Consider the following 20,443-nt stretch of genomic DNA (forward strand, 5'->3'; position numbering starts at 1 on the left):
ATTATCCTTACTTTTTGTTGGTGTCAGACACATCGCTGGCGTGGGTCTGGAGGTATTTCAACAACGTACGTTCCTCCACCGGATTAAGCCGGTAATAGGTCGACATGGCTTTCAATCCAGCGATCCAGCCATTAGCGGTATATCGGGTCGTAGGAGGAGTGCTATGACAGGCGCTACAGGTGGATTGCAGCATTTGATCTGAGTACTCCCAGATTGGCGCAAGTGTGCTGATAAAGTCCTGATCGGTGGTCCAGGCGGTGACGCTCACCTGCTGCCATTCCTGATGTGAATCAGGATCGACCTGGGTTTGTAGCACTTTTACGTTCGCCATCAGGGGCTCATCGAGCACGGCGGAGAAAACGCGTTTCCCCATATACTGGGTGATCACCCGTCCACGCCCTTTGCTTTCACGCCAGCCCGTAATTTCGAGCTGGACGTTACTGCCTTCTTTTTTCAGCACCTTGGCCTCGGTGGCGGGAAATAACAGCGCCTTCCCTGCCGGACTTTCTGCCGTTGCCGCCAATGATTTTTCGCTTAATGAGAACAGTGTGGACGCATCCGTTGGCGTATCTCCCTGACGCTGTAGCTGCTTAAAGCGATCGCGAAAACCGCTGCTCATATCGGGTTTGTGATGGGCTATTCCTTTGTGGCAATCGATACAGTTACTGTCTTTTGCTGCCGCCGCGCTCATTTGCGCCGCCGCATTTGCCGATTGCTTGCCATGATCCATTGCCTCATAGCTATGGCAGGATTTACACGCCGCTGAATTATTCGCGCTCATGCGCGCCCACTCCCGTTGGGCCAGCTCCGAGCGTTTGGCAGCAAACTTTTCCGGAGTGTCGATAGAAGGAGAAATAAAGGTGTGATAGAGATCGTTTAAGGCTTCAGTTTTACGAATAAGCGTTGGAACAACGCCCGGTGGAATATGACAATCCTTACACTCAGCCCGCACGCCAGACGCGTTGCGAAAATGCACGCTGGTTTTATATTCCTCTCCAGCCGTGCGCATCGAGTGACACGATAAACAAAATTCGGTGGTACTGGTGTAATGAACGCCTTGCCACGTTCCCCAAATAGCCAAGGCCATTACTAACGCCCCGACGAATGCGCACCACAATGCGTTCTTTCTTATCCACGACATGCTTGCCTCCATTTTTTAATAGCGACACGCTAAGGGATAATAAAAATCAAAAATAGAGACAGCGAAAGCAGATTATAGGAACAGCATCCACTCTATGAGGTGAGTCAAATAGTAAAGATCAGAAATTCGTAATATAGTGACCATCTGTAAATAAGGAATTTCTTATGCTAACACTGACGCTCAATAGAGAAAGCCGTACTCCGCTGCAACTGCAGATATTTCAATTTTATTTCCAGGCAATTCAGCAGGGTGATTTGCTTTGTGGAGACAAACTCCCCTCTATTCGTGAGCAGGCTCAGGTATTGCACGTTGCTAAAATAACGGTGGTGATGGCCTATGATAAGCTGATGGCGGCTGGGTTAATCAAGAGCCGACACGGCATTGGCTATGAAGTGATATTCACCACGCCTGTACGTATAACCCCAACTCATGTGCCCGTGACCCAAGGCTCTCCACCGGTAAAACCTAAAGCTGCCGGGGTCTCTACCGATGTTTACGCCGAGCCTGGACGAGAGTGCTACTGCCGGATGGGCGTCCCCGACCCCAACGCTTTTCCCTGGTCAAGCTGGCGGAAATGGAATAATGCTCCAAGCATACTTAAAGAACAATTATTTACCCGGTATCATTCACCAAATGGATTATTTTCACTACGTGAGCAACTGGTCAGATACCTTAATTTATCCCGCGGAATTAATACCCGAGCAGAGAACATCATCATTACCAACGGGATTCAGGAAGGATTATCACTGCTCAGCCAAATATTTATTATTCATCATGCTGCCAGTCAGCAAAAAAAGTGCCATATTGTGACCGAATCCCCTTGTTATTCTGGCGCATGGCATCTTTTTAATTATTACGGTGCAGACATTACGTCAATTGCCGTAGATAACCACGGGCTGCAAACAGATAATTTACCCGAGTATGAAACCCAGCTTTGTTATGTTACTCCAGCTCATCAGTATCCGATGGGAAGTGTGCTTTCGCTGGAGCGCCGTCAGTCATTATTAACGTGGGCGCAACGCGTCGGCGCTTACATCATTGAAGACGATTACGATGCCGTTTTTACCTATGGGGACAATCCCCTTCCCGCGCTGAAAGCCATGGATTATCACAACCGGGTTATCTATATGGGGACATTTTCTAAAACGCTGGGGCCAGGCGCACGGCTTGGCTATCTTATTTGCCCTGATGAACTGCTTCCGGCGGTACAGAATATGAAAGCGCTCAATAACAACGGCAGTCAGTGGTTGTTGCAGCAATTTTTAGCCGAACTGATGCAAAATCAGGTTTTTTATACGCATATCAGCAAGCTGGCCTGCAGCTATGCGACGCGCCTCACTCTGTTACGCGATGGCCTGTCCACTCTGTTTCCCGAAGGGAAAATCGCTGGCGCAACGGCAGGTCTGCACCTCTCGTTACGCATTGCCAGACATACCGAATTCATCGCCAGGTTGCAACAAAGCTGCCTGTTGGCTGGGATCCGTTTCGACACTCTGTCGGATATAGAAAATGGATCAGAAGCCGCATGGCGCAAAGAAAACAGCGATGCTGTTATGTTTTTTGGATTTGGTGGATTGCAGATACAGCAGATCAATAAAGTGCTGACAGTGCTGGAGCAGGCGCTCGCGCAGCCTTGATGAACAACAGGGATTGCACCTGTAGCGCAATCCCTGTTGTTAGACTTACAGCAGGTCGCGGAACTGCGTTTGTTTCAGCGCCAGCTCAACGCCGCGGACTTCTGCCAGTCCTTTCAGGCGACCAATCGCCGAGTAGCCCGGATTGGTTTTCTTGTGTAGATCGTCAAGCATCTGGTGTCCATGATCCGGACGCATCGGGATAGGACGCAGATCGCCCGCCTTTTTACGCCGCTGCTCTTCGCTCAAAATGGCAGCCACCACCGATACCATATCCACATCACCCTGCAGGTGCGCACCTTCGTGGAACGTTTTCGGGTTATCTTCACGGCAGGTCGAGCGCAGGTGCGTGAAGTGGATACGATCGCCAAAGGTTTCGATCATTTTCACCAGATCGTTATCAGCGCGCACGCCGTAAGAACCGGTACACATGGTGAAACCATTATTAATACTGTCGACGGTTTCTTTCAGCCACTGCATATCTTCGATAGTCGAAACGATACGCGGCAGACCGAGGATCGGGCGCGGCGGATCGTCAGGATGCACGGCCAGACGCACGCCGACTTCTTCTGCCACTGGCACAATCGCCCGCAGGAATACCGCCATATTTTCGCGCAGATCGTCTTTACTGATGCCGTCATATTCCGCAAGGCGCGCACGAAACTGATCCAGCGTATAGCCCTCTTCTGCACCAGGCAGGCCAGCAATGATATTGCGTGTCAGCTTTTCAATTTCTGCATCGCTCATGGCATTGAAGTAGTCCAGCGCCTGGCGTTGTTCTTCGTCGGTATAATCCGCTTCAGCTCCCGGGCGTTGCAGAATGTGCAGCTCGAAAGCTGCAAAGGCAATCTGGTCAAAACGCAGCGCTTTGGAACCATCCGGCAGCTGATATTCGAGGTCGGTACGCGTCCAGTCGAGGATCGGCATGAAGTTATAGCACACGGTATCGATGCCGCAGGTCGCAAGATTACGGATACTCTGCTGATAGTTGGCAATCCACGTTTGATATTGACCTGAACGCGTTTTGATATCTTCGTGGACAGGGATACTTTCCACCACCGACCAGGTCAGCCCTTTTTCAGCCAGAATGGCCTGACGCTGTTGAATTTCTTCTACCGGCCACACTTCACCGTTAGGAATATGGTGCAAGGCGGTTACAACACCCGTTGCGCCAGCCTGACGCACATCATCAAGCGATACCGGATCGTTAGGTCCGTACCAACGCCAGGTTTGTTCCATTGTTTTACCCCACAAGTTGTTATACCAAATTAAATCACCTTAATGACGACTACCATACAGGCATCCGTTAGATGATCAACACATTGCCGATGATTGGTTGATCAAGCTCACATTCCCCGGATAAATGAGGCACACCAATTCAATTTGCTGTCATATAACTTTATACTGCCATTGTTAATTAATGGTTAATCAGGTGTATTTAATGAAAACTATTGCCTCAGCGCCACTGGCGGAAAATGTCATGATGCCGCAGTACGACCGCCAGCAATTAAAAACGCGGATTGTACATTTTGGTTTCGGTGCTTTTCACCGCGCCCATCAGGCGTTACTCACCGACAGGGTGCTGAATGCGCAGGGTGGAGACTGGGGTATTTGTGAGATCAGTCTGTTCAGCGGCGATCGACTGATGAGCCAACTGCGCGAACAGGATCATTTATTTACCGTGCTGGAGAAAGGGGCCAACGGCAACCAACCGATTGTTATCGGCTCCGTCAACGAATGTCTCAACGCCAGGCTGGATTCACTGGCGGCTATTATTGAAAAATTCTGCGAGCCTCAGGTGGCTATTGTCTCGTTAACCATTACGGAAAAAGGCTACTGCATCGATCCGGCTACAGGCTCGTTAGACCTCAGTAATCCACGTATTGCTCACGATCTGCAAACACCGACTGAACCGCACTCTGTCCCCGGAATTATTGTTGAAGCGCTACACCGCCGGCGTGAACGCGGGCTACAGCCGTTTACCGTCCTCTCTTGCGATAATATCCCGGACAATGGTCATGTGGTAAAAAACGCCGTACTGGGAATGGCGGAAAAACGTTCACCAGAACTGGCAACCTGGATTCAGGAGCATGTCAGCTTCCCGGGTACCATGGTGGATCGCATTGTTCCTGCCGCTACCGAAGAGTCACTGGCTGAAATCGCACGCGAGCTGGGCGTTGCCGATCCTTGCGCAATCAGCTGCGAACCGTTTATCCAGTGGGTGATTGAAGATAATTTTGTGTGTGGCCGCCCAGAATGGGAAACGGCGGGCGTCCAGATGGTCGAAAACGTCTTGCCGTGGGAACAAATGAAACTGAGGATGCTGAACGGCAGTCATTCGTTTCTCGCTTATCTCGGTTATCTGGCCGGGTTCCAGCACATCAGCGACTGTATGCAGGACAGCGCATTTCGTGAAGCCACCCACCGTCTGATGCTCAACGAACAGGCGCCTACGCTGCAAATTACCGACGTTGATTTAGACCAGTATGCCCTAAGCCTGTTGGAGCGTTTTGCCAACCCAGCGTTGAAACATAAAACCTGGCAAATTGCGATGGACGGTAGCCAGAAATTACCCCAGCGCATGTTGGAAGGTATCCGCGTACATTTAGCCCGCCAAAGCGAATGGCCGCTGCTGGCGCTCGGTGTCGCAGGCTGGATGCGTTATGTGAGCGGCGTGGATGACTCAGGCGCCGCAATTGATATTCGTGACCCACTAAGTGAGAAAATTGCCGCTCTGGTTAAACAGAGTACTGAATCAGAACGTGTCAGCGCCCTGCTTTCGCTGCGCGAGATTTTCGCCACCGATCTCGTCCAGAATCCGCAGTTTGTCGCGGCCATTCAGCAGGCCTGGCAACGCATTGCCCAATACGGTGCGCATCAGGCTGTCATTGATACGTTAAAAAGTTAACGATTTCTGCCATTAAACAGGACGAAGCGCGTCTTCGTCCTCTCACCCCTTCTCTTTTTCACCGTTTTTCGCCAGGATTGTTAAATGCCATTACGGTAATTTATGAATCTGGAGTAAATGTGACTAAAACCAATCTCATCACCGGTTTTCTCGGCAGTGGCAAAACCACCTCTATTCTTCATTTATTGGCAAACAAAGATCCTGCTGAGAAGTGGGCCGTGCTGGTTAATGAGTTTGGCGAAGTTGGCATTGATGGCGCGCTACTGGCTAACAGCGGTGCGCTGTTAAAAGAGATCCCCGGCGGCTGTATGTGCTGCGTTAACGGTCTGCCGATGCAGGTTGGTCTCAATACGCTGCTGCGTCAGGGAAAACCTGACCGTCTGCTCATTGAACCCACTGGCCTCGGCCACCCTAAACAGATTCTGGATTTACTCACCGCACCGGTTTACGAACCGTGGATCGATCTGCGTGCGACCCTCTGTATTCTTGACCCGCGGCTGTTACTGGATGAAAAAAGCGTCGCCAATGACAATTTCCGCGACCAGCTGGCCGCCGCAGATATCATTGTTGCCAACAAAACCGACCGTGCTACGACGGAAAGCGAAAACGCCCTGCAAAGCTGGTGGCAACACTATGGAGGTAATCGCCAGTTAGTTCATGCCGACCATGGACAAATTGACGGACAGCTACTGGATTTGCCCCGACTAAACCTGGCAGAGCTTCCTGCAAGCGCGGAGCACGCCCATAGTCATGCCGACAAAAAGGGGCTGGCAGCGTTGAGTCTACCCGCACAGCAGCGCTGGCGTCGTAGCCTGAACAGCGGACAGGGCCATCAGGCCTGCGGTTGGATTTTTGACGCCGATACGGTGTTCGATACTATCGGTCTGCTGGAATGGTCGCGTCTCGCTCCTGTTGGACGTGTGAAGGGGGTAATGCGTATTAAAGAAGGACTGGTACGCATTAACCGCCAGGGAGACGACTGGCATATAGAGACGCAAAACGTCGCGCCACCAGATAGTCGTATTGAACTCATCGCCGATACCGAGACCGACTGGAATGCGCTACAGAGCGCATTGTTGAGACTTCGTTTAGGCGCTAGCGCGTAAGGTTGCCTTCGTTTTTTAGCAATGGTAAACGACGATGAAAACCCGATACCCTCTAATCCTCCTGCTTAACATTGCGGGCCTGGCACTGTTTCTGTCCTGGTATATTCCAGCCGGGCATGGGTTCTGGTCTTCACTGGATACGGGCGTTTTCCGCTTCTTTAACCATAAACTGGTGGAAAGTCCGCTGTTCTTATGGGTTGTTGCTATAACCAATAACCGGGCATTTGATGGCTGCTCATTGCTGGCAATGGGCGCATTGATGCTGCACTTTTGGCTCAAAGAGACATCGGAAGGTCGCCGACGCATTGTGGCTATCGGTTTGGTTATGCTGCTTACCGCAGTGATATTAAATCAGCTGGGCCAGGCGCTTATTCCCGTTAAACGTGCCAGCCCAACCCTGATGCTGGATAATATTTATCGCGTCAGTGAACTGCTGCATATTCCGACCAAAGATGCGTCGAAAGACAGTTTTCCTGGCGATCACGGCATGATGTTGCTTATTTTTTCCGCATTCATGCTGCGTTATTTCGGAAAAGTCGCAGGAATAATCGGCCTTATTATCGCTGTGGTTTTTGCCTTCCCACGCGTAATGATTGGCGCCCACTGGCTCACCGATATCGTGGTTGGTTCCATGACGGTGGTCTTGATTGGCCTTCCCTGGTGGCTAATGACGCCATTAAGCGACCGATTAGTCACTCTGTTCGTGAATTATCTACCCGGCAAAAACAAACAATTTTTAAACAAATAACGCAGAGTAATTAACATCATCAGGGATACTTCTGATTCCCTGATGATGCCTGGCAATATTTCATCATTCTGATTGTCATTCTCCTGTCATCTTATTCATGTTTAAAATGAGTAAGTTGCGTATTTTTTACCCTGATTGTTCTTAATTTAGACAATGCCGTTTATTCACTTTCTGTATCAATTTTTCTTATAAGAAATCACGTAAAATCACTCGCATTGACCGGAACGATCGGGTAATCTCGAACACGTTTTGCCTCGCGGGATAATTATTCCCTTTTAGAATAAATTTGTGCGTTCTGCCACAGATTTGACCTTAAGGAATTGTCTCATCGTGCGATGGTAATTAGTCTCGTCACGTTTGGCATTTTTTATAACGATATTTATCGTTAAGGACTTCAAGGGAAAACAAACAAAATGGTCAAATCTCAACCGATTTTGAGATATATCTTGCGGGGCATACCCGCGATAGCAGTTGCGGTTCTGCTTTCTGCATGTAGCACAACGAACACCGCCAGGAATATGCATTCTGAGACGCATGCTGTGGGCAATGGAGATAACTCTTCACTGCAAGCCTCTCAGGATGAATTTGAAAATATGGTACGTAATATCGATGTTAAATCACGTATTATGGACCAATATGCTGACTGGAAAGGCGTGCGTTACCGCCTTGGCGGCAGCACCAAAAAAGGCATTGATTGTTCAAGCTTCGTACAGCGTACGTTTCGTGAGCAATTTGGTTTAGAGCTTCCTCGCTCAACCTATGAACAACAGGAAACGGGTAAATCCGTTTCGCGCACTAATCTGCGTACAGGCGATCTGGTTCTGTTCCGTGCTGGCTCTACTGGCCGACACGTCGGTATTTATATCGGCAACAACCAGTTCGTACATGCCTCGACCAGCAGTGGCGTTATCATTTCCAGCATGAACGAGCCTTACTGGAAAAAACGTTACAACGAAGCTCGCCGGGTTCTGAGCCGCAGTTAATTTCGTTTGGCAGCTATCCCTTGGCTATCCTGATGAGACATATAAAAAAGCACTGCTACGGCGGTGCTTTTTTTGCTTTGCCCTTGTGACTAAGAAAAATCTCACAACATGAGTCATTTCAGGTTATATTCATACAGGATAAGTGGTTACTTCAGGTAAACATAAGGAACTATGTTAAGGCGCTCCTCTTCTTCCGATCGGAAACTCCTGCTCACCTGCGTTATAACGGGGATAGTCGTCGCGTTACTCGTCAGCTCACTGCAGTTTTTTATGTCATGGCATCAACGAAACGCAAAGTACGACACGCTAACGTCTAACATACAAAACTATATTGAAAGTTTCTTCGCTGACCTTGAAACCACCACCAACACACTACAACCTCTGGTAAAAGACACCTGCTCGCAAGCTTCAGCTCAACTCACTTCCAGCGCCGCGTTTAGCCTGAATGTGCGGGCCTTTTTGCTGGTAAAAGACGGTATCGCTTTCTGCTCTTCAGCAACCGGTTCAATGAATACGCCTCTTCAGCAATTGGTTCCCGTGCTGGACATGACGAAAGATATCGATATGGATCTCCAGCCCGGTACGCCAATGATGCCGAATAAACCGGCAATACTCATTTGGTATCGCAATCATTCATTACAGAACAGCGGCGTTTTTGCCACCCTGAATGTTAACCTGGCACCCTATCTTCTCTATAACGCCCGGCAAGATGATTTCAACGGTGTGGCACTCATCGTCGGGAAGACGGCTATCACCACGTTTTCCAAACAATTAATCCCCGTGTCTGAACTCCCTGCTCTCCCATCATATAATGCAGCCTTATCTACATTCCCGTTGGAGGTGCGTTTTTACGCGGATCGGTGGACGTATAAAGATGTTGGATACGCCATCATGCTCGGATGTATGGCCGGGATCATGACCGCTCTCCTTCTCTGGTACTACATCTATGCCGTCCGTTTACGCCCGGGGAAAGATATCCTTAACGCCATCAAACACAATCAGTTTTATGTGGTGTACCAGCCCGTGGTAGAGGTGCAAACGCTGGAGGTGAAAGGTGTTGAGGTACTATTACGCTGGCATCACCCGACCACCGGTGAGATCCCCCCGGATGCCTTTATTCATTACGCAGAATCACAGAAAATGATTGTGCCGCTAACCCAGCACCTCTTTAAGCTGATAGCCCAGGACGCGCCGATGCTGCAAAAAGTGTTACCCGCTGGCGCAAAATTGGGGATCAATATCGCGCCAACGCACTTACACGGCGAGACGTTTAAAGATGATATTCAACGCCTGTACGCCTGCCTTCCCGCGAACTATTTTCAACTGGTGCTGGAAATCACCGAGCGGGATATGCTGCATCAAAACAAGGCAATCGAGCTATTTGAATGGCTGCATTCAGCAGGTTTTGAGATTGCCATTGATGATTTTGGCACCGGTCATAGCGCACTTATTTATCTGGAACGCTTTACCGTTGACTACCTGAAAATCGATCGCGGCTTTATTAATGCCATTGGGACGGAAACCCTGACCTCTCCGGTTCTGGACGCCGTGTTGACACTCTCTAAACGTCTTAATATGCTGACGGTTGCTGAAGGGGTAGAAACACCTGAGCAAGCCCGTTGGCTGCGCGAACGTGGAGTACATTTTTTCCAGGGATACTGGATTAGCCGCCCATTAAAGCTTGCTGATTTCGTGCGTTGGATGGCACAGCCCAATAAGCCGACGTGGTGATCGCAGTATGCGATTCATATATTCTCACTCGCCGCTACATCTCCTATCTTTCAGGCATGATGCCCGTCGGGTTGTGGCAGGAAAAGGAAATCGCTTTTATATGATCCCTCGCGTATTGCTGCTGTTTATCGCCCTCATCGGGTTTAGCGCCGAGGCGCAATCCATCAAAGAAAGCTATGCTTTTGCCGTGCTGGGTGAACCGAAGTACGCGTTTAACTTTAATCACTTCGATTATGTTAATCCCGCAGCCCCTAAAGGTGGTCAAATCACCCTCTCCGCCATTGGCACATTTGACAACTTTAACCGCTATGCAATGCGCGGTAATCCAGGCGCACGTACCGAAACGCTTTACGATACGCTGTTTACAACCTCTGACGATGAGCCTGGTAGCTATTACCCGCTCATTGCCGACAGCGCACGCTATGCTGACGACTATTCCTGGGTAGAAATTGCCATTAATCCACGAGCGCGTTTTCACGATGGATCACCCATTACCGCCCGCGACGTCGCATTCACCTTCCACAAATTTATGACTGAAGGCGTGCCACAGTTTCGTCTGGTCTACAAGGGAACAACGGTAAAAGCCATCGCGCCATTAACCGTACGCATTGAATTAGCCAAACCGAGTAAAGAGGACATGCTCAGCCTGTTTTCATTACCCGTGATGCCAGAGAAGTACTGGAAAGACCATAAGCTCAGCGATCCCTTATCATCGCCACCGCTCGCCAGCGGCCCTTATCGCATTACCAAATGGAAGATGGGCCAGTATATTGTCTATTCGCGCGTCAAAGATTATTGGGCCGCTAATCTACCCGTCAATCGTGGACGCTGGAACTTCGATACCATCCGCTACGACTATTATCTGGATGATAACGTCGCCTTTGAAGCGTTTAAGGCCGGTGCGTTTGATCTGCGTCTTGAAAATGATGCCAAAAACTGGGCGACGCGTTATACCGGGAAAAATTTTGCGAATCATTACATCATCAAAGATGAACAAAAAAATGAATCCGCCCAGGATACGCGCTGGCTGGCTTTTAATATTCAGCGTCCGGTGTTCAGTGACCGACGGGTGCGGGAAGCCATCACGCTGGCCTTTGATTTTGAATGGATGAATAAAGCCCTGTTCTATAACGCCTGGAGCCGGACCAACAGCTATTTTCAGAATACCGAATATGCTGCGACAAATTACCCCGATGCAGATGAGCTGGTGATACTCGCGCCCTTGAAAAAAGATCTCCCTCCTGAGGTCTTCAGCCAAATCTATCAGCCGCCAAAATCAAAAGGCGATGGCTACGATCGTGAGAACTTGCTGAAAGCCGATACCTTACTGGAACAAGCCGGATGGGTACTCAAGGGGCAGCAGCGCGTAAACAGCGTCAGCGGTAAACCTCTGAGCTTTGAACTATTGCTCCCGGCGGGCAGCAACAGTCAGTGGGTGTTGCCGTTCCAGCACAACCTGCAACGCTTAGGCATTACCATGAACATTCGCCAGGTTGATAACTCACAAATCACCAACCGCTTACGCAGTCGCGACTATGACATGATGCCAAGGTTGTATCGCGCAATGCCGTGGCCGAGTTCAGACCTGCAAATTCTGTGGGCTTCTCAATATATTGACTCCAGCTATAACGCCCCCGGTGTGCAAAGCCCGGTTATCGATAAGCTGATCGGTCAAATCATTGCCGCGCAAGGTGATAAAGCCAAACTGATCCCACTCGGCCGGGCACTGGACAGAGTTTTAACCTGGAATTACTACATGTTGCCGATGTGGTTTATGGCCGAGGATCGTATCGCCTGGTGGGACAAATTTTCGCATCCGGCTATTCGCCCAATTTATACCATTGGCCTCGACAACTGGTGGTATGACGTCAACAAAGCGGCGAAACTGCCCGCAGCCAGACGGCAGGGAGAATAAGATGGGCGCTTATCTGATTCGACGTCTGCTGCTGGTGATCCCAACGCTTTGGGCCATCATCACCATCAACTTTTTTATCGTGCAAATTGCCCCCGGCGGTCCGGTTGAACAGGCCGTCGCCGCCATTGAGTTCGGGCAAAGCGGGGCATTACCTGGCGCGGGTAGCGAAGGCGTTCGCGCCAGCCATGCGCAAACCGGCGTTGGTAACATCAGCGACAGTAATTATCGCGGCGGCCGGGGTCTGGACCCGGAAGTCATCGCGGAAATCACTCGGCGCTACGGGTTCGATAAGCCCATTCATGAGCGTTATTTCAAAATGCTTTGGGACTATATTCGTTTCGATTTCGGCGACAGCCTGTTTCGTAGCGCCTCTGTGCTGACGCTTATCAAAGACAGCCTGCCGGTTTCCGTTACGCTGGGCCTATGGAGTACGCTCATCATCTATCTGGTGTCGATACCCCTTGGGATCCGCAAAGCGGTTCACAACGGCAGCCGTTTTGATGTCTGGAGTAGCGCATTTATTATTATTGGCTATGCCATTCCGGCCTTTCTGTTTGCCATTTTGCTGATCGTCTTTTTTGCCGGGGGCAGCTACTACGACCTGTTCCCGCTGCGCGGGCTGGTTTCCGCCAATTTTGACTCCCTGCCCTGGTATCAGAAAGTGACCGACTACCTTTGGCATATTACCCTGCCGGTGCTGGCGACGGTAGTTGGTGGGTTTGCCGCGCTGACTATGCTGACCAAGAACTCATTTCTGGATGAGGTGCGCAAACAGTATGTCGTCACCGCACGCGCTAAAGGGGTCAGCGAGAAAAATATTCTGTGGAAACATGTGTTTCGCAATGCCATGTTGCTGGTGATCGCCGGCTTCCCGGCGACGTTTATCAGCATGTTTTTTACCGGTTCGCTGCTGATTGAGGTGATGTTCTCGCTTAACGGTCTGGGACTACTGGGGTATGAATCCACCGTATCGCGCGACTATCCGGTAATGTTTGGCACACTCTATATCTTCACCCTGATCGGTCTGCTGCTGAATATTCTCAGCGACATCAGCTATACGCTGGTCGATCCCCGTATTGATTTTGAGGGACGCTAATGTCGCGATTAAGCCCCGTCAATCAGGCCCGCTGGGCGCGCTTTCGCCACAACCGTCGCGGCTACTGGTCGCTGTGGATTTTTCTGGTGCTGTTCGGTCTTAGTCTGTGTTCAGAACTGATTGCCAATGATAAGCCGTTACTGGTGCGCTACGACAATAGCTGGTATTTCCCCCTGTTCAAAAACTACAGTGAAAGCGACTTCGGCGGACCGCTGGCGACCCGGGCTGATTATCAGGATCCGTGGCTACAGCAGCGCCTGGAAAACCAGGGCTGGATCCTGTGGGCACCAATACGCTTCGGGGCGACCAGCATTAACTTTGCCACCGATAAGCCCTTCCCTTCCCCGCCTTCTGCACAAAACTGGCTGGGAACAGACGCCAACGGCGGTGATGTACTGGCACGGATCCTCTACGGCACACGTATTTCTGTCTTATTTGGCTTAATGCTCACCCTATGTTCGAGCGTGATGGGCATTATGGCTGGCGCAATACAGGGCTATTATGGCGGCAAGGTGGACCTGTGGGGGCAACGATTCATTGAAGTTTGGTCCGGTATGCCAACGCTGTTTCTCATCATTCTACTGTCGAGCGTTGTCCAGCCTAACTTCTGGTGGCTGCTGGGTATTACCGTGCTGTTTGGCTGGATGAGCCTGGTTGGCGTGGTGCGCGCGGAGTTTTTACGTACCCGAAACTTTGATTATATTCGTGCCGCTCAGGCGCTCGGCGTGGGCGATAGCAGTATTATTCTGCGCCATATGCTACCCAATGCGATGGTTGCCGCTCTGACCTTTTTACCGTTTATTTTGTGCGCCTCGATAACCACTCTAACCTCGCTGGATTTTCTTGGGTTTGGCTTACCGCTTGGCTCGCCATCGCTCGGAGAACTTCTGTTACAGGGTAAAAACAACCTGCAGGCGCCGTGGCTTGGCATCACCGCGTTCATCTCCGTTGCCCTGCTCTTATCGCTTCTGATCTTTATTGGTGAAGCGGTACGCGACGCGTTCGATCCCAACAAGGCGATTTAAGATGACACAACCTCTGTTAGCTATTGACAATTTATCGGTAGGTTTTCGTCAACAAGAGACCGTGCGCACCGTGGTCAACAATCTGTCACTGCGCGTTGATGCCGGACAAACGCTGGCGCTGGTGGGGGAGTCCGGCTCAGGTAAAAGCGTGACCGCGCTATCTATTTTACGGTTATTGCCCTCCCCTCCGGTCGTCTACCTTTCCGGCGACATCCGTTTTCATGGTGAATCATTACTTCACGCCGATGAGCAAACGCTTCGCGGCGTGCGGGGGAATAAAATCGCCATGATTTTCCAGGAACCAATGGTGTCACTGAACCCGCTCCACAATCTGGAAAAACAGCTTTATGAAGTGCTGTCGCTGCATAGGGGAATGCGTCGGGAGGCCGCGCGAGCAGAAATCCTGACCTGTCTGGATCGCGTCGGCATCCGTCAGGCGGCCAAACGTCTCGCAGACTACCCGCACCAACTGTCCGGCGGGGAACGCCAGCGCGTGATGATTGCCATGGCATTGCTGACACGACCGGAGCTGCTGATTGCCGATGAACCGACTACCGCGCTGGACGTTTCCGTTCAGGCACAGATCCTGCAACTGCTGAGGGAAATACAGCGCGAGCTGAACATGGGATTACTGTTCATCACCCACAACCTCAGCATTGTGAAAAAGCTGGCCGATACCGTGGCGGTCATGCAAAACGGTCAGTGCGTTGAGCAAAATAAAGCAGCACAGTTGCTCACTGCGCCCACGCATCCCTACACGCAGAAGTTGCTAAACAGTGAACCTTCCGGCGACCCGGTACCTTTACCGGCCGGACAAGCCCCGCTGCTGGAAGTGGAAAAACTGCACGTCGCCTTCCCCATCCGCAAAGGTATCCTGAAGCGTGTGGTGGACCACAACGTCGTGGTTAACAATATCAGTTTCTCTCTGCGGCCCGGTGAAACGCTGGGGTTGGTAGGTGAGTCTGGGTCGGGGAAAAGCACTACCGGACTGGCGCTCCTGAGGTTAATCTCCTCACAAGGAAGTATTGTGTTCGATGGTCAGGCGCTGCATACCTTAAATCGTCGCCAGCTGTTGCCGGTCCGTCACCGTATTCAGGTGGTATTTCAGGATCCCAACTCCTCGCTTAACCCACGCCTGAGCGTGCTACAGATTATCGAGGAGGGGTTACGCGTTCATCAGCCAACCCTGTCAGCCGAACAACGCGAGGCGCAGGTGAAAGCGGTGATGACGGAAGTGGGACTGGATAGCGAAACGCGGCATCGTTACCCGGCTGAGTTTTCCGGCGGTCAGCGTCAACGTATTGCCATCGCCAGAGCATTGATTCTCAAACCTTCCTTGATTATCCTGGATGAGCCAACATCATCGCTAGACAGAACCGTACAGGCGCAAATCCTGACGTTATTAAAGTCCTTACAGGAAAAGCATCGGCTGGCTTATATTTTTATCAGCCATGATTTGCACGTAGTACGCGCGTTATGCCATCAGGTTATTGTGCTACGTCAGGGGGAGGTTGTGGAGCAAGGGCAATGCGAGCACGTATTTAACGCGCCACAGCAAGCCTATACGCGTCAGCTGCTTGCGCTAAGCTGACGCTCAAAACGGATTGTTATTTGAAAACGGCTCTGCGATGGCCACGCCGAAGTTTTTCAGTCTGCAGGTCGCGGCAAATTCATCCTGGCGATTCACAAACAGGCACGGCTCCCCTTCGCATTCCAGTACGGAACAAGGAACCTCAATGTCGCTGAGGGCCTGGCTGAGCTTATGCATGACTGACCATGCGCTGTCACCATCAGGGCTGAGCAATTTGAGCGCCACCAGGCTGTTCTCATTGCTCTGACCATTTTGCGGAATCGGTTCAACCTTTGAACCTGCGAAACCCACCGACCAACGATAGCTCTGCGGCAGACGATGAACGATTGAGAGTTGTAATGTCATCACTTTCTTTCCCTGGAAGCACAATCACTTCACAATTATTTTACATCAATATTAACACATCATTGACAATACGTCTTCAGACAGTTGGTAAACGTTTACACCCTGTCTTTATGCCGCTTTCCGAACCAGGTAATTAAAATTATTCAATGGTTCTGGCATATTTCCGGGCTATATGTACTCGTTTCTGCGATCTAACTCAACCTTTTTAACTACAATGATGTGACTTTTTACATAAATTGATTTTACATAAAATAAACATAACCAGGGGAAATGATAGATTTGCGGTTGATGTATATCAACTCTTGAGGCCTTAAGGCCCCCAGGATGTGTAATAGATCACCGTTTTTGGGCGCGACTGGCGTAAAGACAGAAGAGAATTGAACAGGTAGCGCAAAATGCGATCGACCATATCATTGGCCAGGCCGAGTTAAAGGTCGCCAGAGACAACAGCGCCCCAACGATGGCGCCAATGCCGAAGCGGAATGTCCCTGCCAGCGATGACGCCGTTCCTGCCATATGTGGAAATTCATCCAGAATAACCGCCATGGCGTTAGATGACACCATCGACACACAGCCAACAAACGCCGCAACGCCCACAACCAGGGCCCAGAACCCTACCCCAAACAGTGTGCTAAAGACCATCCAGCCAGCCATCACGAACTGGATCCACAGGCCGGTACGGAACATATTCAATGCCCCAACCCGACGCACAAAGCGGCTGTTGATGATAGTCATCACGAACAGGAATACGATGTTCAGTGCGAAGTAATAACCGAAATGTTGCGGTGAAACGTGGTTGATCTCAATGTAGACAAAGGGTCCGGCGCTCAGAAACGAGAACATCCCGGCAAAACTGAATCCGCTGGCCAGCATATAGCTCAGCACACGTTTATGACGAAACAGCGAGGCAAAGTTGCCAATAGTAGTACGCAGGCGAAACGGCTGGCGACGCTCTACCGGCAGAGTCTCTTTGATCAGTGTAAGGATCATCACCGACGCCAGAATAGCCGCCATGGCGAGGATCCAAAAGATATAGTGCCAGCTCAGCCATACCAGCACCCAGCCACCGATAATCGGTGCCATTAATGGCGCAATTGTCGTGACCAGCATGACGAATGACATCATGCGCGAAAACTCTTCTTTCGGATAGATATCACGCATCAGGGCGTTGATAACCACGCTCGCTGCAGCAGCAGCCAGGCCGTGGAAGAAACGCATCACGATCAGTTGATCGATGGTTTGCGCCAGTGCGCAGGCCACAGCCGCCGCCGCAAACACCAGCGTCCCGCCCAGGATCACTGGCTTGCGTCCAAGGCTGTCTGCCATTGGCCCATAGAACAGTTGCCCCACTGCGAACCCCAGAATATAGGTACTGAGGGTCATCTGCGCGCTACCTGCTGGCACACCAAACTGTTCAGAGATAACAGGCAGCGCCGGAAGATACATATCAATCGACAACGGCATCAACATGGCTAACAAGCCAAGGATAAAGACAATGGCAATTGACGAGTTCTGCCGGGTGGTCACATTTAGCTCCTGAAATTAACGCGGGGTTAAGTTAACGCTGGCGATTTCTTCTTCAGTCAAAGGACGGTATTCACCTGGCGCCAGATCCTCATCAAGCCTGATGTCACCAATCCGTTCACGGTGCAGTTCCACAACGTGGTTACCCACTGCGGCAAACATACGTTTAACCTGATGATAGCGCCCTTCGCTGATGGTCAAGCGCACCTGAGTTGGCGTAATCACTTCCAGCACGGCCGGTTTGGTCAGGTCTTTCTCATTGTGCAACTGTACGCCATGGGCAAACTGTTCGGCGGTATCATCTGCCACTGGCGACTCCAGCGTCACCAGATAGGTTTTCTCACAATGGTGACGAGGAGAGGTGATGCGATGCGACCACTGTCCGTCATCGGTCATCAGCACCAGTCCAGTGGTGTCGATATCCAGACGCCCTGCCGCATGCAGTTTGTAGGCAACCGGTTCATCAAGGAAATAGAGCACCGTCGGGTGATCGGGATCATCCGTTGAGCAAACATAACCCTGAGGCTTATTCAGCATAAAATAGCGCGGGCCATTTTGTTGAACCAGGGAATTACCGTCATATTCTACGTCGTGTTCTGGCAGCAGCTTAAAAGCGCTATTTCTGACGATTTCACCGTCGACGGTAACGCGGTTAGCACGGATCTCACGCCCGGCAATAGCGCGGCTGACGCCGAGTTGCTGAGCGATAAATTTATCAAGTCGCATGTGTGTGATTTTGCCTGTAAAAATACGAGAATCGGGTTTACGCCCGAAAAGTGGGACCGTTATCCGCCCAGTATAGCGGCGTTACACCATCCCTCAAGAGAAATGATTCATGGCATACTACTCCTTGTTATTGTTTATTATAGTGAGCCCATGATTTTTACTCTTCGCCCGTACCAAAAAGAAGCCGTGGACGCCACGCTCAACCATTTTCGCCACCACCGCACCCCGGCGGTTATCGTCCTGCCAACCGGCGCGGGCAAAAGTCTGGTGATTGCCGAGCTGGCCCGCGTGGCGCGTGGTCGCGTACTGGTACTGGCGCACGTCAAAGAACTGGTCGCACAAAACCATGCGAAATATTGTGCGCTGGGGCTGGAAGCCGATATTTTTGCCGCAGGCCTGAAGCGTAAAGAGAGCCACGGGAAAGTGGTATTTGGCAGCGTACAGTCGGTAGCGCGTAATCTGGACGCCTTTCAGGGAGAATTCTCCCTGCTTATCGTCGATGAATGCCATCGCATTGGCGATGATGAAGAGAGTCAGTATCAGCAAATCCTCACTCACCTGACCAAAGTAAATCCTCACTTACGCCTGCTCGGACTTACCGCCACACCTTTTCGTTTGGGCAAAGGCTGGATTTATCATTTTCATTATCACGGAATGGTGCGCGGCGATGAAAAAGCACTGTTTCGCGACTGCATTTATGAATTACCGCTGCGCTACATGATTAAACACGGCTACCTGACACCGCCAGAACGCCTCGACATGCCGGTAGTGCAATATGACTTCAGCCGCCTGCAGGCGCAAAGTAACGGCCTGTTTAGCGAAGCGGACCTGAATCAGGAACTGAAAAAGCAGCAGCGAATAACGCCGCATATCATCAGCCAGATTGTCGAGTTTGCCCAGACGCGTAAAGGGGTGATGATTTTCGCCGCCACAGTTGAACACGCCAAAGAAATTCTGGGTCTGCTGCCTGCTGACGACGCCGCACTTATCACCGGAGACACGCCTGGCGCCGAACGCGACGTGCTGATTGAAGAGTTCAAAGCCCAACGTTTTCGCTATCTGGTGAATGTGTCGGTCCTGACCACTGGCTTCGATGCCCCGCACGTCGACCTTATCGCCATTCTGCGCCCGACCGAGTCAGTTAGCCTTTACCAACAAATTGTCGGTCGTGGGCTGCGCCTGGCGCCGGGTAAAACCGACTGTCTGATCCTCGATTACGCTGGCAATCCGCACGACCTGTACGCGCCAGAAGTCGGCGCACCGAAAGGGAAAAGCGACAACGTTCCGGTACAGGTGTTCTGCCCAGCCTGCGGCTTTGCCAACACCTTCTGGGGCAAAACAACGGCCGACGGCACGCTGATTGAGCACTTTGGCCGCCGCTGTCAGGGATGGTTTGAAGATGATGACGGCCATCGCGAACAGTGCGATTTTCGTTTTCGTTTTAAAAACTGCCCGCAGTGCAACGCGGAAAATGACATCGCCGCCCGCCGTTGTAGGGAGTGCGACGCAGTACTGGTTGACCCGGATGACATGCTGAAAGCCGCGCTCAGGCTTAAAGATGCGCTGGTTCTGCGCTGCAGCGGGATGGCGCTACAAAATGGGCAGGATGAAAAAGGCGAATGGCTGAAAATTACCTATTACGATGAAGATGGCGCCGACGTCAGCGAACGCTTTCGCCTGCATACTCCCGCGCAGCAAACGGCCTTCGAGCAACTGTTTATTCGCCCGCACACCCGAACGCCCGGCATTCCCTTACGCTGGATAACCGCCGCCGATATCCTCGCCCAGCAGGCGCTGTTACGTCATCCTGATTTCGTGGTCGCGCGCATGAAAGGTCAGTACTGGCAGGTCCGTGAAAAGGTCTTCGATTATGAAGGACGCTTTCGTCGGGCACATGAATTACGCGGTTAATCGTACTTTTGATTGATGTACCAGCCGTTTGAGTATAGAATCTCGCCCGCTTTTGCATA

The 20,443-nt window shown here is 51.1% G+C and carries 16 protein-coding genes; 11 read left to right on the forward strand and 5 right to left on the reverse strand.

What is annotated here, in order from left to right:
• Positions 1-7: 7 nt before the first annotated feature.
• Positions 8-1,141, reverse strand: coding sequence for a pentaheme c-type cytochrome TorC (gene torC / locus C2U41_RS13470; protein WP_054528598.1), 1,134 nt, complete (start codon positions 1,139-1,141; stop codon positions 8-10).
• Positions 1,142-1,305: 164 nt separating this feature from the next.
• Between torC and pdxR the strand changes: the two genes are divergently transcribed.
• Positions 1,306-2,778 carry a MocR-like pyridoxine biosynthesis transcription factor PdxR gene (pdxR, locus tag C2U41_RS13475; protein ID WP_103848665.1) on the forward strand — a complete coding sequence of 491 codons (1,473 nt, stop codon included), beginning with the start codon at positions 1,306-1,308 and terminating at the stop codon, positions 2,776-2,778.
• A gap of 45 nt (positions 2,779-2,823) precedes the next feature.
• Here pdxR and uxuA read toward each other — a convergent pair whose 3' ends face one another.
• Positions 2,824-4,014, reverse strand: coding sequence for a mannonate dehydratase (gene uxuA, locus C2U41_RS13480; protein ID WP_003845159.1), 1,191 nt, complete (start codon positions 4,012-4,014; stop codon positions 2,824-2,826).
• 202 nt (positions 4,015-4,216) lie between these two features.
• Here uxuA and C2U41_RS13485 point away from each other — a divergent pair, with 202 nt between their 5' ends.
• From C2U41_RS13485 to yejF, 9 genes are all read left to right on the forward strand, one after another.
• On the forward strand, positions 4,217-5,683 hold the full coding sequence (locus tag C2U41_RS13485) for a mannitol dehydrogenase family protein (protein ID WP_049016379.1): 1,467 nt from the start codon (positions 4,217-4,219) through the stop codon (positions 5,681-5,683).
• 119 nt (positions 5,684-5,802) lie between these two features.
• Positions 5,803-6,789 (forward strand): CobW family GTP-binding protein, encoded by a 987-nt coding sequence (locus C2U41_RS13490; RefSeq protein ID WP_003027465.1) that lies wholly within the window; start codon positions 5,803-5,805, stop codon positions 6,787-6,789.
• Positions 6,790-6,823: 34 nt separating this feature from the next.
• A complete protein-coding gene (locus tag C2U41_RS13495; RefSeq protein ID WP_032949667.1) occupies positions 6,824-7,537 on the forward strand; it encodes a phosphatase PAP2 family protein in 714 nt (237 codons plus the stop codon).
• Between the two features lie 413 nt (positions 7,538-7,950).
• Positions 7,951-8,520 (forward strand): bifunctional murein DD-endopeptidase/murein LD-carboxypeptidase, encoded by a 570-nt coding sequence (mepS, locus tag C2U41_RS13505; protein WP_003027474.1) that lies wholly within the window; start codon positions 7,951-7,953, stop codon positions 8,518-8,520.
• 171 nt (positions 8,521-8,691) lie between these two features.
• Positions 8,692-10,251 carry a cyclic di-GMP phosphodiesterase gene (locus tag C2U41_RS13510; protein WP_003840059.1) on the forward strand — a complete coding sequence of 520 codons (1,560 nt, stop codon included), beginning with the start codon at positions 8,692-8,694 and terminating at the stop codon, positions 10,249-10,251.
• Between the two features lie 100 nt (positions 10,252-10,351).
• Positions 10,352-12,166 (forward strand): extracellular solute-binding protein, encoded by a 1,815-nt coding sequence (locus C2U41_RS13515; RefSeq protein WP_103848666.1) that lies wholly within the window; start codon positions 10,352-10,354, stop codon positions 12,164-12,166.
• Between the two features lies 1 nt (position 12,167).
• Positions 12,168-13,262, forward strand: coding sequence for a microcin C ABC transporter permease YejB (locus tag C2U41_RS13520; protein WP_003834575.1), 1,095 nt, complete (start codon positions 12,168-12,170; stop codon positions 13,260-13,262).
• Positions 13,262-14,287 carry an ABC transporter permease gene (locus C2U41_RS13525; protein ID WP_032936628.1) on the forward strand — a complete coding sequence of 342 codons (1,026 nt, stop codon included), beginning with the start codon at positions 13,262-13,264 and terminating at the stop codon, positions 14,285-14,287. The genes C2U41_RS13520 and C2U41_RS13525 overlap by 1 nt, the downstream gene beginning before the upstream one ends.
• A gap of 1 nt (position 14,288) precedes the next feature.
• Positions 14,289-15,878 (forward strand): microcin C ABC transporter ATP-binding protein YejF, encoded by a 1,590-nt coding sequence (gene yejF, locus C2U41_RS13530; RefSeq protein ID WP_032936626.1) that lies wholly within the window; start codon positions 14,289-14,291, stop codon positions 15,876-15,878.
• A 3-nt stretch (positions 15,879-15,881) separates the two neighbouring features.
• Here yejF and C2U41_RS13535 read toward each other — a convergent pair whose 3' ends face one another.
• The 3 genes from C2U41_RS13535 to rsuA form a co-directional block, all read right to left on the reverse strand.
• The gene (locus C2U41_RS13535; protein WP_085951589.1) at positions 15,882-16,226 is read right to left on the reverse strand and encodes a YejG family protein; all 345 of its coding nucleotides are present in this window, start codon (positions 16,224-16,226) and stop codon (positions 15,882-15,884) included.
• A 333-nt stretch (positions 16,227-16,559) separates the two neighbouring features.
• Entirely contained in the window at positions 16,560-17,750 is a 1,191-nt protein-coding gene (locus tag C2U41_RS13545; protein ID WP_103848667.1) for a Bcr/CflA family multidrug efflux MFS transporter, read from the reverse strand.
• A gap of 15 nt (positions 17,751-17,765) precedes the next feature.
• Complete coding sequence (rsuA, locus tag C2U41_RS13550; RefSeq protein ID WP_003027496.1) at positions 17,766-18,473, reverse strand: 16S rRNA pseudouridine(516) synthase RsuA; 708 nt, start codon at positions 18,471-18,473, stop codon at positions 17,766-17,768.
• A 150-nt stretch (positions 18,474-18,623) separates the two neighbouring features.
• On the opposite strand from rsuA, the gene C2U41_RS13555 reads away from it, so the two are divergent.
• Entirely contained in the window at positions 18,624-20,384 is a 1,761-nt protein-coding gene (locus C2U41_RS13555; protein ID WP_103848668.1) for a DEAD/DEAH box helicase, read from the forward strand.
• The last annotated feature ends 59 nt before the right edge of the window (positions 20,385-20,443 follow it).

It is taken from the genome of Citrobacter freundii complex sp. CFNIH4 (genome assembly GCF_002934505.1).
GTDB classification, from domain to species: domain Bacteria; phylum Pseudomonadota; class Gammaproteobacteria; order Enterobacterales; family Enterobacteriaceae; genus Citrobacter; species Citrobacter freundii.